At 52.0% G+C, this 15038-nt stretch carries 16 protein-coding genes; 9 read left to right on the top strand and 7 right to left on the bottom strand.

What is annotated here, in order from left to right; genetic code table 11:
- Positions 1–9 precede the first annotated feature (9 nt).
- From pqqD to ACP158_RS14440, 5 genes are all read right to left on the bottom strand, one after another.
- On the bottom strand, positions 10–291 hold the full coding sequence (gene pqqD / locus ACP158_RS14460) for a pyrroloquinoline quinone biosynthesis peptide chaperone PqqD (RefSeq protein ID WP_424946806.1): 282 nt from the start codon (positions 289–291) through the stop codon (positions 10–12).
- A 14-nt stretch (positions 292–305) separates the two neighbouring features.
- Complete coding sequence (gene pqqC, locus ACP158_RS14455) at positions 306–1046, bottom strand: pyrroloquinoline-quinone synthase PqqC (RefSeq protein ID WP_424946805.1); 741 nt, start codon at positions 1044–1046, stop codon at positions 306–308.
- 61 nt (positions 1047–1107) lie between these two features.
- The gene (pqqB, locus tag ACP158_RS14450; RefSeq protein ID WP_424948479.1) at positions 1108–2022 is read right to left on the bottom strand and encodes a pyrroloquinoline quinone biosynthesis protein PqqB; all 915 of its coding nucleotides are present in this window, start codon (positions 2020–2022) and stop codon (positions 1108–1110) included.
- A 62-nt stretch (positions 2023–2084) separates the two neighbouring features.
- Positions 2085–2159, bottom strand: coding sequence for a pyrroloquinoline quinone precursor peptide PqqA (gene pqqA / locus ACP158_RS14445; RefSeq protein WP_423911079.1), 75 nt, complete (start codon positions 2157–2159; stop codon positions 2085–2087).
- Positions 2160–2322: 163 nt separating this feature from the next.
- Positions 2323–2979, bottom strand: coding sequence for an IS1595 family transposase (locus ACP158_RS14440; protein WP_424946804.1), 657 nt, complete (start codon positions 2977–2979; stop codon positions 2323–2325).
- 106 nt (positions 2980–3085) lie between these two features.
- Here ACP158_RS14440 and rpmH point away from each other — a divergent pair, with 106 nt between their 5' ends.
- The 7 genes from rpmH (at position 3086) to ACP158_RS14405 (ending at position 9687) form a co-directional block, all read left to right on the top strand.
- Entirely contained in the window at positions 3086–3220 is a 135-nt protein-coding gene (gene rpmH, locus ACP158_RS14435) for a 50S ribosomal protein L34 (RefSeq protein ID WP_423909252.1), read from the top strand.
- Positions 3221–3226: 6 nt separating this feature from the next.
- Positions 3227–3670 (top strand): ribonuclease P protein component, encoded by a 444-nt coding sequence (rnpA, locus tag ACP158_RS14430; RefSeq protein WP_424946803.1) that lies wholly within the window; start codon positions 3227–3229, stop codon positions 3668–3670.
- The gene (yidD, locus tag ACP158_RS14425; protein ID WP_424946802.1) at positions 3646–3864 is read left to right on the top strand and encodes a membrane protein insertion efficiency factor YidD; all 219 of its coding nucleotides are present in this window, start codon (positions 3646–3648) and stop codon (positions 3862–3864) included. The genes rnpA and yidD overlap by 25 nt, the downstream gene beginning before the upstream one ends.
- A 126-nt stretch (positions 3865–3990) precedes the next feature.
- Positions 3991–5682 (top strand): membrane protein insertase YidC, encoded by a 1692-nt coding sequence (gene yidC / locus ACP158_RS14420; protein ID WP_424946801.1) that lies wholly within the window; start codon positions 3991–3993, stop codon positions 5680–5682.
- A gap of 22 nt (positions 5683–5704) precedes the next feature.
- Complete coding sequence (gene mnmE / locus ACP158_RS14415) at positions 5705–7114, top strand: tRNA uridine-5-carboxymethylaminomethyl(34) synthesis GTPase MnmE (protein WP_424946800.1); 1410 nt, start codon at positions 5705–5707, stop codon at positions 7112–7114.
- A gap of 174 nt (positions 7115–7288) precedes the next feature.
- On the top strand, positions 7289–8188 hold the full coding sequence (locus tag ACP158_RS14410; RefSeq protein WP_424946799.1) for a hypothetical protein: 900 nt from the start codon (positions 7289–7291) through the stop codon (positions 8186–8188).
- 17 nt (positions 8189–8205) lie between these two features.
- Positions 8206–9687: a hypothetical protein gene (locus tag ACP158_RS14405; protein WP_424946798.1), complete on the top strand. Its 1482-nt coding sequence runs from the start codon at positions 8206–8208 to the stop codon at positions 9685–9687.
- A gap of 65 nt (positions 9688–9752) precedes the next feature.
- Here ACP158_RS14405 and ACP158_RS14400 read toward each other — a convergent pair whose 3' ends face one another.
- Positions 9753–10088 carry a hypothetical protein gene (locus tag ACP158_RS14400; RefSeq protein ID WP_424946797.1) on the bottom strand — a complete coding sequence of 112 codons (336 nt, stop codon included), beginning with the start codon at positions 10086–10088 and terminating at the stop codon, positions 9753–9755.
- A gap of 308 nt (positions 10089–10396) precedes the next feature.
- Complete coding sequence (locus ACP158_RS14395) at positions 10397–11161, bottom strand: iron-sulfur cluster loop (RefSeq protein WP_424946796.1); 765 nt, start codon at positions 11159–11161, stop codon at positions 10397–10399.
- Positions 11162–11436: 275 nt separating this feature from the next.
- On the opposite strand from ACP158_RS14395, the gene mnmG reads away from it, so the two are divergent.
- Both mnmG and ACP158_RS14385 read left to right on the top strand, forming a co-directional pair.
- Positions 11437–13329 carry a tRNA uridine-5-carboxymethylaminomethyl(34) synthesis enzyme MnmG gene (gene mnmG, locus ACP158_RS14390; protein ID WP_424946795.1) on the top strand — a complete coding sequence of 631 codons (1893 nt, stop codon included), beginning with the start codon at positions 11437–11439 and terminating at the stop codon, positions 13327–13329.
- A 22-nt stretch (positions 13330–13351) separates the two neighbouring features.
- Entirely contained in the window at positions 13352–14983 is a 1632-nt protein-coding gene (locus ACP158_RS14385) for a GMC family oxidoreductase (RefSeq protein ID WP_424946794.1), read from the top strand.
- Positions 14984–15038 lie beyond the last annotated feature (55 nt).

Raw genomic sequence — 15038 nt, 5'->3', positions numbered from 1 at the left:
GGCGTGTGTTCAGGTTTTTAACAGCACCCAGTTTTTTTCCAGCGCTGTGGTCAGGAAATTAGCCACATCAGCGTTGATATCGCTAACAGAAAACTGTTTTTCAAGTGCGCTGACAATTTCGATGAAGCTGCGTTCACCATCGCAGAGCTTTAAAATAGCCGCCGAAGAAGCATTGAGTTCGACCATGCCTTCGGGGTACAAAATAACGTGTTTTTCCTGTGCGGGCTCCCACTGCAGTCGATTTAATTTGGAAAACGCAAATACGCTGTTATTTGAGATTGGATCGCACATTGACTTCCCAGCAGTTAAATATTGCTATCAATATTGTAGTAGGGCGGCATGTGATGTATATAAGCCATATACATGCTATCGGCCATGGTCCAAAGCACATCGAGCTTGAATTTGAGAATGGACAGCATGTTCTCCTGCGCTTCGCGCGTTCGATACCAGTCCAGCGTGATTTCAAGGGCATGCTTAACATCACGTCGGGCTTCGCTGAGTCGTTTACGAAAGTATTTGTATCCTTTTAAATCAACCCAAGGGTAATGCGATGGCCAGTTATCCAGGCGTTGCTGGTGCATTTTGGGCGCAAATAATTCTGTGAGCGAAGAGCTTGCGGCTTCATGCCAATCAGCGCGACGGGCGAAGTTCACGTAAGCGTCCACCGAAAAGCGAACCCCAGGCAAAACGTACTCCTCGCTGACGATTTCTTCACGGCCCAATCCCACTGCCTGGCCGAGTTGTATCCATGCCTCAATGCCGCCTGGATTATCCGCCTGGCCATCGTGCTCAAGAATGCGCTGTATCCACAGTGCGCGGGTCTTTCGATCCGGACAGTTTGCCATGATAGCCGCGTCCTTAATCGGAATAGAAACCTGATAATAATAGCGATTAGCGACCCAGCCTCGAATCTGCGCTTCATTGAGCTTGCCCTCATTCATCAGCACATGATAGGGATGATGAATATGGTAATAGCGCTCCATCCCAAGCAGTTGCGCTTTAAATTCCTCCTTTGACCAGGGTGTTTTATCAACCGCATCATTCATTGTTCTAGCGAGTTCACCAAATGTTCACGACATGATATTAAAGGTTCATTGTTGCTGCGGATTACAAAACAATTGTTTGTCCATCATAACAGACACCGATATTGGCGCGGGCAAGTTCAGCGTGTTCCGGACTATCTTCGTTTAAAATTGGATTGGTGTTATTAATGTGGATCAAATGTTTTTCTATTTTCTCCGGCAACCCGCTCAAGACCTCAATCATCCCCCCCTTGGCCGATTGCGGTAAATGACCTATATCTCGAGCATATTTGCCGAATCCGCAAGTTTTAACCAACTCATCATCGGTCCAGAAGGTGCCATCAACCAGTACGCAGTCTGCTTGTCGCATGGCCGACAGAACGTGCGCTTCAATAAGCCCCAAACCCGGTGCGTAATACAGCTTTTTTCCGTTTGATATTTGTTCGATGGTCACGCCGATATTATCGCCGGGCGTTGCATTATTTCGGTTAGGCGAGTAGGGTGGCGCTCTGCTGGCAAGCGCGTGCGCAGTGATTTTGATATCACTGATATCATTGATCATGAAGGAACCGCCATCAATGGGGACAACATGGTGATTGACGCCGCAGTAATGCGAAAGCATCGTAATTATCGGAAAATGCGTCGATAAATCGTGCTTAACGACTCGGGTTGTGTAAAGCTCCAGTGGCTCGCCTTCCCTTAGGATCAACAGCCCGGCACAGTGGTCAATTTGGCCATCAACCAGTAATATTGCCTTGATGCCGGTTCCCCGTACCGCATTTGGGGGGTGTGCTTCGTCGAAAAATTCCAGTTGGGTTCGAACATCCGGAGAGGCGTTGACCAGCAACCAGTTTTGCTTGTCGGCGGAGATGGCAATCGACGACTGTGTTCTTGGTTTCCCTGAGAACAGATCGAGACGCAAACTTTTACAGTTTGGGCAGTTACAGTTCCATTGCGGAAAGCCACCGCCCGCACCCGCACCCAGTACCCTGATATACAAAATATGCAAACAAAAGTATTAGCGCTAAAAAGAAGGGGCATTGCTGCCCCTTCGCACCGTACTTAGCGATTGTCGATGTAAAGCGTTACTTCAAAGCCTAAACGGATGTCTTTGTAAGTTGGTGTTTCCCATTTCATAATATTAGCCTCACAGTGTGGCGTTATCGGGCTGGCGCCTCATTTTCGAATAGCGCCATTGGAGAATATGCGAGTATAAAGGCAATTTCAGCGATTTACAACCTTATGCACGCCTAAATATTCACTTTTAAATATTCACTTTTAAATATTCTAGGGCTGACACCTAATAAAGTTCTTTGAGCAAACTTTTCAGGTCCTCAAGTAGTTTGTTTGGGGCTCCGATATTAAACCGCCATTCGCATTCTTTCAAGAACAAATCGAAGTGCTGCCGAGGCACTCCGTTAAACTTCCTTAAATGCCTTTTCGCTTGGTTCCAAAAATTCTCAATCCCGTTTATAGGGTTATGTTTTTGCGCAAAGCGCTTGCTGTGGTTGACTCTGTAATGCCTGAATTTCGCAACGTCCAGCGCATTATAAGAACGCCAGCAATCCGTGTAAACAATGCTGTCAGGCCTTATTTTCAGCCATATGACAGGCATCAAGGTCTTTGCCCTGGCGTCAAGGACGGTCTGCGTGTGAACTTTCCCGCCGCGCTTCAAAATGCCGAAAACGATTATTTTGCCAGCGGCGCCTCTGCCCCGCCTGCCTTTTCTGATTCCGCCAAAATAGCTTTCATCCCGTTCGATTTCACCGCTGAATTGCTCGCTGCGATCCTGTTGTTTAAGCACAATTTTTCCTCGCAGCTTGTGGAAAAACCTTACCGCTGTGTTACGATGAATGCCTGATAAATTTGCAGCTGTTCTTGCCGTTGCACCTGCAACGAAGTATTTCATCAGTTCTAGTTGCTTGTTTTCGCTTAATTTACAATGCTTTATGTACATACGCCCACCCTAACATGCAAAATGTTAGGTGTCAGCCCCTATTGCTTGAATTTTCTCGCCAAAAAGGTTAGATTCCGCTGCCCTTTAAGGTCTTCGAATTAATGCCATGAAACGTACATTCCAGCCCAGCGAAGTGAAGCGCAAGCGCACCCACGGTTTTCGCGAGCGTATGCGTACCCGCGGCGGACGCGCGGTCATCAATGCCCGTCGTGCTAAGGGACGCACTCGATTAAGTGCATAGGCCAGGTTGACTGAGGTCGCAAGCAGCGGCAGTCCGCAACCGGCGGCGGGCCATGGATGCCTTGGACGCCAGCGTAAACTTCTGACTAACGCCCAGTTCAGCGCGGTTTTCGATCATCGAAAATCGATCCACGGAAAATATTTTAGTATTCATGTCGCCGGAAATGCGCTTGATCATCCGCGGCTGGGGCTGGCCGTATCCAGGCGAGTGAGCAAAAAAGCGGTGCAACGCAATCGGATTAAACGACAAATCAGGGAATCTTTCCGGTTGCGCCTGGTCGAGTTACCCACAATCGATTTGGTCGTGGTGGCTAAGGCCGGTGGTGCAGAACAAGCCAATCAGGCGCTTCGGCGGGAGCTGGATAAGTTATGGTATAGAGCGGCCGAGAGATGCGCGAAAGATGCGCCAAAAAATGCGAGTGAAAAATGCGAAAATTACTGGTTGCGATAATTAAAATCTATAAGGTCATGATCAGCCCGTTCATTGGGCGGTGCTGCCGCTTCCACCCGGGATGTTCAAGCTACGCCGTGGAAGCCATTGAAAAACACGGTTCGATACGAGGCAGTTGGTTGGCGGTCAAACGAATCGGTCGGTGTCATCCCTGGAATGCAGGCGGCTATGACCCGGTTCCGGACCCTGAATAGACAATAAGCGACAGGCCGTTTTTTTGCGATAACGCGCGCCAAGTAAATTCAATTGGTAAATTCAACTGGCAAATTCAACGGCAAATTCAACGGCAAATTCAACACAGGCCATAACAAAAATAAACAATGCAATTTCAACGAATGATGCTGTTGGCCGCGCTGGGTTTGGTGCTGGTGATCATCTGGCAATCCTGGGTGGAGTTCCAAACTGAGCGACAGGCGAACCCAAGCATCAATGGCACGGTTGCCAGCAATGCAACCAACGCCAATCTTAGCGAAGATGTGCCGGACGCCCCGGAAGTGGCAGCCACTCAGACTAATGACAATGCCGATGTGGCCGAGTCGGTCGTTGCAGACGCGTCGAGTGGCAGAATCATTAATGTCACCACGGATTTGATCCATGCCCAGATAGACACCCAGGGCGGGGATCTGATCAGGGTGGAACTGCTCAAGCATCCGGTCAGCGTTGATACGCCCGATGAACCGTTTGTGTTAATGCGCCGGGATGACGCGTCACAGGGTGCAAATGTGTTTGTTGCACAAAGCGGGTTGATCGGCAATGACCGCGAATATCCAAACCACAATGTCTTGTTTTCCGCGACTCAGTTTGAGTATCAACTCGGTGATGAAACTGATCTTGATGTGAAGTTAAGCTGGACCGCGGCAGACGGAGTCGCCTACGAAAAAATATTTACCTTCAAGCGCGACAGCTACCGTATCGAGGTGGATTTTAGAATCGCCAACAATAGCGATCGGCCGTGGGTGGGATTTGCATACGGGCAGTTGAAGCAAACTGAGATTGTGCAGGAAGGCTCAATGGGTTTTCTGGGCCGATTGCCGAGTTACAACGGCGCCGCAATTTACACCGAACAAGAGAAGTACGAAAAAATCGACTATGACGACATGCGCGAAGGCGTCCTGAATGTGACCACCGCGGAGGGCTGGGTTGCCATGTTGCAGCACTATTTCGTTGCCGCCTGGCTGCCTGTCGGCTCAGACAATTACCAATTGTATTCCGGCGTTAGCGGCGATGTCGCCAAGCCGCAATTTCGCATTGGTTATAAGACAACCCAGCCAGTCGTCATTCCAGCGGGCGGCGCCGGCGTGGTCAATGCCGCGCTATTCGTCGGCCCCAAGGAGCAGGCGCGTCTGGATGAACAAAACGCGAAAGCGCTGAAATTGACGGTCGATTATGGTTGGCTGACACCCATCGCCAGCCCGCTGTTTTGGCTGCTGACTAAAATTCATGGCCTGGTGCAAAACTGGGGTTGGGCGATTATTCTGCTCACTGTTTTGGTCAAGGCGATTTTTTATCCGCTGTCCGCCGCCAGTTACAAGTCCATGGCGAAGATGAAAAGGCTGCAACCGCGAATGGCGACTTTGAAGGAGCGCTACATCGACGACAAGCAAAAATTCCAGCAGGAAATGATGAAGCTGTATAAATCCGAAAAAGTGAATCCTGCCGGCGGATGCTTGCCGGTTCTGGTGCAGATTCCGGTGTTCATCTCGCTGTATTGGGTGTTGCTGGAGAGCGTGGAGTTGCGGCAAGCCGACTTCATGTTTTGGCTAAATGACCTGTCCGTGCCCGACCCTTATTTTGTGTTGCCGGTCATCATGGGCGCATCCATGATCGCGCAGTATTTTCTGAACCCGGCGCCGGTCGATCCGATTCAAAAGAAAATCATGATGGCATTGCCATTTGTATTCACTATTTTCTTCCTGTGGTTCCCCGCCGGGCTGGTTCTGTACTGGGTTGTGAACAACCTGCTTTCCATTGCGCAGCAATACTACATCTCCAAAAAATACCAGAGCCCCTGAGCGCGCATCAGCATCTGCGGTATTGCCCAACGCCGATACTATCGTTGCCGATACTATCGTTGCTGTCGCGACGCCACCGGGCAAAGGCGGGATAAGCATCGTGCGGCTGTCGGGCCGCGGCGTGCCGATGTTGTGCGCAGCATTGACCGGCGCCTTGCCGCCACCGCGCCACGCCGCGCTGTGCGATTTTCGCGACCGCGACGGCATCGCGATTGACCGCGGTATCGCGCTTTACTTTGCGGCGCCGCGCAGTTACACCGGCGAACACGCCCTGGAATTGCACGGCCACGGCAGCCCAGTGGTGATGCGAATGCTGGTGCGGCGTTGCGTTGAGCTCGGCGCGCGGCTGGCGCGGCCGGGCGAGTTCAGCGAGCGCGCATTTTTAAATGGCCGCCTTGACCTGACTCAGGCCGAAGCGGTTGCCGATTTAATCGAAAGCAGCACCGAGTCCGCGGCGCGTTCCGCAATGCAGTCATTGCAAGGCGGTTTTTCCGAAAAAGTCAATCAATTGGCGGATGCCGTCATCCAGCTCAGGATTTTCGTCGAGGCGGCGCTTGATTTCCCCGACGAAGAGATTGATTTTTTGGCGGACGGCAAAGTGGTGGAACAACTTGAAAATTTAAGTTTGCTGTTCCGGTCTTTGAGGGAATTGGTGAAACAGGGCCGGCTGCTGCGCGATGGCCTCAAAGTGGTTTTAACCGGCTTGCCTAACGCCGGCAAATCCAGTTTGCTGAATGCGCTTTCCCAGCAAGACCGGGCGATTGTCAGCGCCATCCCCGGCACCACGCGCGATGTGCTCGACCAAGTCATCGACATCGACGGGCTGCCAATAGAAGTTATAGACACCGCGGGCATCCGCGAAACCACCAATGAAATCGAGGCCGAGGGCGTGCGCCGCGCGTTGCAGGCCCAGCAACAAGCTGATCTGATTATATTGGTGGTCGATGACACCAATACCGATGATGTTCAGGCCGCCGCATTACTGGAAACACTAGTCGGAGGACCGCACCAATCAGTTCCAGTGCTGCTGGTCAGGAACAAAATCGATTTAACCCAAAGAAGGGCATCGTCATCAGGAAATGCGGCCGCGAAAAATCAAACCCCGGAAAATGAAACCCCGGAAAATCAAATTTGCATCTCAGCACTTACCGGCGAAGGGTTACGGGCGTTAACAGAAAAGATAAAACGAATTGCCGGTTTTCGCCAGACCGACGATAGCCCGTTTCTTGCGCGCGAGCGGCATGTCGATGCATTGCAGCGCGCCGAAGACTATTTGCACAGTGGATTGGAACAGCAATCCAACTACCGTGCGGGAGAGCTGCTGGCGGATGACTTGGCCGCTTGTCAAAAAGCATTGGGCGAAATTACCGGAGAAGTAACCAGCGATGATTTGCTGGGCATGATTTTCAGATCATTTTGCATTGGCAAATAACGCAGTCAAGCCAGCCATGCACACTAATCCATATACAAACCAATCCACATAAATTCACAAGATACTGATAATATTGGCGGGTAATTATAGATTCGTTTTCTGTCCGTTACCTTAAGAATTAAAATGACCACAAAAAATCCAACGCATAACTACACTCGAAATATCCTTCTGCAAATGATAATAGTATTTTCATTGCTTGCCGGGGTGATTGTCTGGCAACGCCATATCATCTATCAGATCTATATTGCCAATCAGGTAAATACCGTGGGCTGGGCGGTCAATGGCGGCATAGCATTGCTGTTTATCTGCGGCTTGGTCGAACTGATCAAGCGGTTTTTCGAGTATCGCAACCAAGAGCAAGCCATCCATCGTTTCAAGGATAATGTCAAAAATAACGAGCCACCGTTGCGCGGCATCCGCCAGGAATATATGGTGTCGGAACGATTCCTGGCGCTTGAATCGCTGAATCGCCGCCGCGCCAATATCAATCAAAACGCCCTGGCCGCGACTTTGATCGCCGCGGAGTCAAGCCGCAACAGTTTCCTGAAGTTCGTGCATAATGTCTTAATCCTGACCGGCGTGTTCGGCACCATTATTTCGCTTTCCATTTCATTGCTGGGCGCGTCTGATATTCTGCAAAGCGGCGGCCAGGCGGGCAGTTTGTTGGGCGGTCGGGCAGCAGCGCAAGCGTCCGGGCTGAGCACCATGATCTACGGCATGTCAACCGCGCTTTCAACCACAATGACGGCGATTATCGCCTACTTGTTCTTCGGTTATTTTTATATCAAACTAACCGATACCCAGACTTTTTTGATCAGCAAAATCGAGGAGGTCACCGCCGCGACATTGATGCCGCATCTACAACTAAACCAGGCCCCCGTAGTCAGGGATTATTCGGATAAGGGCGTGTCGCCGGACCTGGATGAGCGCGCTAGCGAAAACCAGGCGCTGATGGCGCTGATTCGTGAAATTGCAGAACGACAACAACAGGCCGCCAACCAAAATTCTGAGAGCATGAAAGAAGTGGTAACCATCCTGCAACGTGGTTTTCGATTGCGCTCCGATGACGAGTAACCCGGATAGGTAGCCTAGTGTCAGAAACTCACGGTTTTATCGATCTTCGAATAGGTCACGGTGCCAGAGGCATCGGTGATGACAGCGTATGGCCGTCTTTTACCGACATTATGACCGTGATCGTGATGATTTTCTTAATGGCGTTAGTGGTTATTATGGTACGCAATTTCGACCTTGACCGGGAGTTGTTATCCACCATTACCGCAAAGGAAGCGACCTCGCTGGCGAACCGGGATTTAGTGGAGCGTTTGATACAACTCGAACACGCTCTGAACCTTTCCAGCAGTCAAAGAGATGCCTTGCAAGCTAATTTGAATGAGGAATCGGAACGCCTTGCAGCATTATCTTTGGACCAGCAATTATTAAAAGCCGATCTTGAAACCGTAAGCAGTCAACGGCAGCAACTACAACAAGCCAACACGCTGCTTGAGCAGCAGCAGGAATCCGCGCGGTTGGAAATCAGCGCATTGGTTGACAGTCAGCGTGTATTGAGCCTGCAAATCGAAAATTTGCGCCAGCAATTTTCGGCGCTGCAACTGGAATCCAGCGAGCGGATTGCCGACCTGACCGGCGACAAGCAATCGCTGAGTGAACAACTGGACACGGTCTCGGCGCAACTGGCCGAGGTGCAACTATATCTCCAGCAATCCCGGTCTGCACTTGCGCAGTCCGAGACTCAACGACAACAAGCCGACACGCTGCTTGAACAGCAGCAAGAATCCGCACGGTTGGAAATCAGCGCATTGGTTGACAGTCAGCGGGCATTGAGCCTGCAAATAGAAAATTTGCGCCAGCAATTTTCAGCATTGCAACTGGAATCCAGCGAGCGGATTGCCGACCTGACCGGCGACAAGCAATCGCTGAGTGAACAACTGGACACGGTCTCGGCGCAACTGGCCGAGGTGCAACTATATCTCCAGCAATCCCGGTCTGCATTTGCGCAGTCCGAGACTCAACGACAACAGTCTGAATTTCAATTACAACAAACCCAGTCGCAAAAAGAAACGTTGGCTCAGGCAGTGACGGAATTGACAACCCTGAGCCAAAATGTTGAACAAAGATATAGCATCGCCAGCGAGGAAATATTAGCGCTTACCGAGTTGATTAAGCGGCGCCAGGCGCAGAACGCGGCGTTACAAGCCCAAGCGGCGGCATCGGTGCGGCAATTCAATTCGCTGCAGGACGAATACCAATCGCTGGAAGCCAAGTTTCGCGACTTGATCAGGCCGGCAAGAAGCGCTGCGGGGAAGCAGGTTGCGAAAGTATGGATACAAAAATCCGCAGCCGGCGTGCAATATAAAATAAAACAGCCGGGCCAGCCGCAACGGAAAAGCGTCGAGGAGCAGCAAATGCACCAGATGTTGCAAACGCTGAAAGAAAAATTCGGCGAAGCGTTTTATGTCAGCATCGTGATTCCGGAAAACAGCGGACTGTCGTATGGCCAAGCCTCGAATCTCATGGATGAAATCCACCGCAAATACGACTATTATTTTCAATAGCGTTTGCGGCGAAACACGACATACTTTTCCTGAACCAATACTTATTGTTAATGAATATCCACTTCTTATTCGTCCCTGCAGGCAAACAAGTAGTTTGTGGCTACACAAACATGGCCGGCTAATTGATCGTAGATAGTTCTACCGCAACTCTCGCTCAAGAGCCGTGCTTTTTTTTCATCATAGTTGGCGCATCCAGATTCTGCCACTCGCTTGATATCGCGGATAGTTGCCGTATTCTTGCTCGCAAACATGTTTCCGGGAATGTTGGAATGTTCCCGCTGCACCACGACTTTTGAGTCGCTGATATCAACGATTGCAGGTTCTTTGTACCAAGGCGTAGTAGATACACAACCTGAAAGCAAAAGAGCAAGGACAGATACTACGTATGCTATGTATTTCATTGGCAAGTACTCGTGTAATACTGCATTGATATTTCCCGACAGGATGCCGGGTCTTTGCTTTATCAACCGGAATTGAATTTCCCGCTATTCCCGCGGATAGCCCCGTCGGGTTACCCATTGAAACGGTGTTTTATTTACGAGAGACCCGACGAAGCGGATCCGACTGATAAAGCGCGAGGAATATTAAATGAGAAAATCGTGAATGTCAAACACTAAGTCAAAGACAGAATTACGCAAAAATTTGGCGATTTTGATGCCTGCGGATCAACCACGCCATGGCAAACGCTTTGCCCACGAGGGATTGGTTTTCATCTCTTCCTGATCTCCTCGGCCGTTGGGCAGACCTCTTGCATATAACACTGATCGCATAGCGGATTCCGAGGCGTGCACCAGTCCTTGCCAATCCTCCAGCATGGATAATCCAAAAGCCCCGGGAATTCAGGATGCAGTCCCCGTGCCCGGTATATTATTTGTTCCGAAGATGCATTTTCTTCAGTCAGCTCAAGTCGGCGCAATACCCTCTTGACATGGGTATCGGCTGATACATCGATGGAATAATGATCCTTGAGTTTGATCTTGAAATCTCTGACAAGCAGGTTGGTTGCCATCGTTGCAATTTTTGGACCTACGCCGTGAATTTGTAGAAACCGATACACCACCGTCCCGCTGGATGGTGTGTCAGACCATATCTTTGACGCATCGCCGTCATATTTTTTCCCAATAATCTGGATTGCGCTATGCACATATTTGGGCATTGTCCCGTGATAACGATGAAGAGGGTGCGGATGATTGAAGTGTTTACATAATTCATGCTCTTCCATTTGATGAAGATCCTCAAACTCGAAACTGCCGATTCTCTCCTTCAGTCTGTACGGAATCTCCCACGCCAACTCTGTTCGCATCATACGATCGATGACACAACCGATGACAAAAGCATGAGGGTAATTCTCCAAATCATCCGTCAGCCGATTACAATCATCGTCGTTGGAATATGCTATGACATCCTGTCTTTCTTTCGCATACTCTTTTCGCCCATGCTCCAAAAGCAATTTGATTATTTTTGTTTCAGTCATTTTGTGTCTCTCGTGAAATAGTTATAAAGCCGCCGAATACAGGTTGCTTTGCTGGCCGTAAAGCAAAAACGGCATACCTTGGATATTGACACTAACACGCCTGAAAAATAAAATAAAACTTGTTTTGTTGGGTACGGATTAAGTTTTATCGCCAATCGATCATCGCGCTTATCGCTTGCGCTTTATCCCACTAACAAGCGTTTTCGTGTCGCAGGAAAAGTCAATATTTGGCAATGCTGTTTTGGTATAATTGCAAAAAATTGGTATGAGCAACAATGAAATACCCCGAGCCTTTTGAAGTCATTGTCATCGGTGGCGGTCACGCCGGCGTGGAAGCCGCGCTGGCTGCGGCGCGGATGCAGTGCAATACTTTATTGATTACCCATAACATCGAAACCATCGGGCAGATGTCCTGCAACCCGGCCATCGGCGGCATCGGCAAGGGCCATATCGTCAAGGAAATTGACGCCATGGGCGGCGTCATGGCGCGCGCCATTGACGAGGCCGGCATCCACTTCCGCATCCTCAATTCGCGCAAGGGCGCGGCGGTGCAAGCCACGCGCGCGCAGGCCGACCGGGCGCTGTATAAAATGGCCGTTCGCCGCGCCGTGGAGCATCAGCAAAACTTAACCGTGTTGCAGCAATCGGTGGATGACTTGATCGTGGCGGGCGCGCAAGTCAAAGGCGTGCGGACGCAATTGGGCATCGACATCAAATCGCCCGCCGTGGTCTTGACCGCCGGCACTTTCCTCAATGGCAAAATCCATGTCGGCATGGACAACGCGCAAGGCGGGCGCGCCGGCGACCCGCCGTCGTTGGCGCTGGCCGAGCGATTGCGGCAACTGCCGCTTCAAGTCGGTCGGCTCAAAACCGGAACGCCGCCGCGCATTGATGGCAAAACCATCGACTATACTTATCTGGACGAACAGCCTGGCGACGATCCGGTTCCGGTATTTTCGTTTCTTGGCGATGTTGCTCAACATCCGCGCCAGGTGTCGTGCCACATCACGCACACCAACGCCAATACCCACGACATTATAACCAATGCCTTGGATCGTTCGCCGCTTTATGGCGCAAAAAACAACGGTGGCATTGAAAGCGTGGGCCCGCGTTACTGTCCGTCCATCGAAGATAAAATCGTGCGCTTCGCCGAACGCGACAGCCACCAAATCTTCATTGAGCCCGAGGGACTGAACACCACCGAAATCTATCCCAACGGCATCTCCACCAGCCTGCCGTTTGATGTGCAGATTGATTTCGTGCGCTCCATCAAGGGCTTCGAAAACGCCAAGATAACCCGACCGGGCTATGCCATTGAGTATGATTTTTTTGACCCGCGCGGACTAAAAAACTCATTGGAAACCAAATGTATCCAAGGGCTGTTTTTCGCTGGGCAAATCAACGGCACCACCGGCTACGAGGAAGCGGCCGGGCAAGGGCTCATCGCCGGCTTGAATGCGGCATTGAAAATCAAGCAGCGCGAGGCCTGGTGCCCGGCCCGCCACGAAGCCTACATCGGCGTGATGATTGACGACCTGGTCACCCGCGGCGCCGCCGAGCCGTATCGCATGTTCACCTCGCGCGCCGAATATCGGTTGCAACTGCGCGAGGACAACGCCGACCTGCGCCTGACCGAAATCGGTCATCAACTTGGGCTGGTTGACGACAAACGCATCGCAGCGTTCAACAAAAAACGCGACAACATCAATAAGGAAAAAACCCGGCTGGAGAAAACCTGGGTGCGTCCGTGTGATGCGAATGCGGCCACCATCGAAAAAATACTGGGCAAGCCGTTGCAGCGCGAAGCCAACTTGATGGACTTGCTGCGACGACCCGAAGTGAGTTACCAGAATCTGGTTGAGTTGGCGCAGTTGGATGCGCCGTTGCAGGATCAACAAAACATTCGGCAACTGGAAATCCACGCCCGATACAGCGGCTACATCGCGCGCCAAGCGGCGGAAATTCTGCGCCAGAAGAACAGCGACAGCCTGGCGATTCCGGACGATATCGACTATGCCAATGCGCGCGGACTGTCCGCCGAAGCGCAACAAAAACTCAGCGCTACCCGACCGCAAACAATTGGACAAGCAGCCCGAATTCCGGGGGTAACGCCGGCTACCATATCGCTGCTATTGGTGCATCTTAAAAAAACGCAAAGAGCGGCATAGCGCCGTGGCCTTGTGAAAACCAATGGACCAAACCGGCGATCAATTTGATTTTATCGTGGTTGGGGCCGGTTCGGCTGGATGCGTGCTGGCAAATCGATTGAGTGAAATACCCGAGCAGCGCGTGTTGCTGCTGGAAGCCGGATGCCGCGATAGCAGCCCGTGGATTCACATCCCGGTGGGGTATTTCAAGACCATGCACAATCCGCGGTTTGATTGGTGCTATGTGACCGAGCCCGAACGCGGCTTAAACGGACGGCAAATCAAATGGCCACGCGGCAAAGTGCTGGGTGGCTCCAGTTCGCTGAACGGCTTGCTGTATGTGCGCGGGCAAGCCGAGGATTATGATGAATGGGCGGCGCAAAATCCGGGCTGGTCGTTTGCTGATGTGTTGCCCTTTTTCAAAAAGTCCGAAGATCAGGAGCGCGGCGCGGATGCGTTTCATGGCGTCGGCGGACCGCAAAAAGTATCCGACATTGATATGCGCCGCGGCATCACCGACGCATTCATCGCCGCCGCCGAGCAGGCCGGCATCCCGCGCAACGACGACATCAACGGCGCCGCGCAGGAAGGCGTTGGTTTCTTTCAACTGACCGCCCATCGCGGCAGGCGTTGCAGCACCGCAGTGGGTTATCTGCGCCCGGCGCAAAAGCGTCCGAACCTGACCGTGAAAATCGGCGCGCATGTCTCGCGTCTGCTGACAAAAAACGGTCGCGTAGTCGCGGTTGAATATTTTCACCAGGGACAAATCAACACCGCGCGCGCGAATTGCGAGACGGTGTTATGCGCCGGTGCCATCGGCTCGCCGCAAATTTTGCAACTGTCCGGCATCGGCGCCGGCGGTCTGTGCCAGCGATTTGAAATTCCCGTGGTCGCGGACTTGCCCGGCGTGGGCGCGAACCTGCAGGATCATCTGCAAATCAGGGCAATCTACAAATGCCGACAGGCCACACTTAATGACGAAATCAACAGCCCGCTCGGCAAGCTGCGGATGGGACTGGAATATCTGTTGCGCCGTAGCGGGCCGATGGCCATGGCCGCCAGCCAAGTGGTAATCTTCACGCGCTCCGGCGGCGCGGATGACAGTGCGCGCGGTGGCAGGCCGGACATTCAGTTCCACTTCCAGCCGCTGAGCTCGGACGACCCCGGCGAAGGCACGCATCGGTTTTCCGCGTTCACCTCGTCGGTATGCCAACTGCGCCCGACCAGCAGCGGGCATGTGCAAATCATCGCGCCCGACCCGACGCAACATCCGGCGTTGCAGCCCAACTATCTGTCGACCGAACTCGACTGCCGGGTCGCGGTCGCGGGTATGAAACTGTCGCGCCAGATCGCCGCGATGCCGGCGTTGAAGGACTTTGTCGCCGCCGAGTTCGCGCCCGGCGCCAACATCCAAACCGACGAGCAATTATTGGAACACGCACGCAACACCGCCACCACGATTTACCATCCCGCCTGCACCTGCAAAATGGGCGCCGCCAACGACCCCATGTCGGTGGTCAATCATCAACTCAAAGTCCACGGCATCCAGGGCCTGCGCATTGCCGATGCATCCATCATGCCCAGCATCACATCAGGCAACACCAACGCACCGACGATTATGATTGGCGAGAAATGTGCGGCGATGATAAAAACCGAATGGGAGTTGAAGGGGTAATGTTTGTTTGTTGTCATGCGGTTTGGGGATGCGTTATACTCGTTGCCCGTTAACG

This window comes from Candidatus Spongiihabitans sp. (genome assembly GCF_965247905.1).
Classification (GTDB): domain Bacteria; phylum Pseudomonadota; class Gammaproteobacteria; order Arenicellales; family Poriferihabitantaceae; genus Spongiihabitans.
The sequence above is the reverse complement of the archived record's forward strand: the minus strand, read 5'-3'. Positions and strand labels throughout refer to the sequence as shown.

Coding starts and splice junctions, on each gene's coding strand:
- mnmG (WP_424946795.1), top strand. CDS start 11,437: ATGAAATACCCCGAGCCTTTTGAAGTCATTGTCATCGGTGGCGGTCAC.
- ACP158_RS14440 (WP_424946804.1), bottom strand. CDS start 2,979: ATGTACATAAAGCATTGTAAATTAAGCGAAAACAAGCAACTAGAACTG.
- ACP158_RS14395 (WP_424946796.1), bottom strand. CDS start 11,161: ATGACTGAAACAAAAATAATCAAATTGCTTTTGGAGCATGGGCGAAAA.
- pqqD (WP_424946806.1), bottom strand. CDS start 291: ATGTGCGATCCAATCTCAAATAACAGCGTATTTGCGTTTTCCAAATTA.
- ACP158_RS14400 (WP_424946797.1), bottom strand. CDS start 10,088: ATGAAATACATAGCATACGTAGTATCTGTCCTTGCTCTTTTGCTTTCA.
- rpmH (WP_423909252.1), top strand. CDS start 3,086: ATGAAACGTACATTCCAGCCCAGCGAAGTGAAGCGCAAGCGCACCCAC.
- pqqC (WP_424946805.1), bottom strand. CDS start 1,046: ATGAATGATGCGGTTGATAAAACACCCTGGTCAAAGGAGGAATTTAAA.
- yidD (WP_424946802.1), top strand. CDS start 3,646: ATGCGAAAATTACTGGTTGCGATAATTAAAATCTATAAGGTCATGATC.
- ACP158_RS14410 (WP_424946799.1), top strand. CDS start 7,289: ATGATAATAGTATTTTCATTGCTTGCCGGGGTGATTGTCTGGCAACGC.
- ACP158_RS14385 (WP_424946794.1), top strand. CDS start 13,352: ATGGACCAAACCGGCGATCAATTTGATTTTATCGTGGTTGGGGCCGGT.
- yidC (WP_424946801.1), top strand. CDS start 3,991: ATGCAATTTCAACGAATGATGCTGTTGGCCGCGCTGGGTTTGGTGCTG.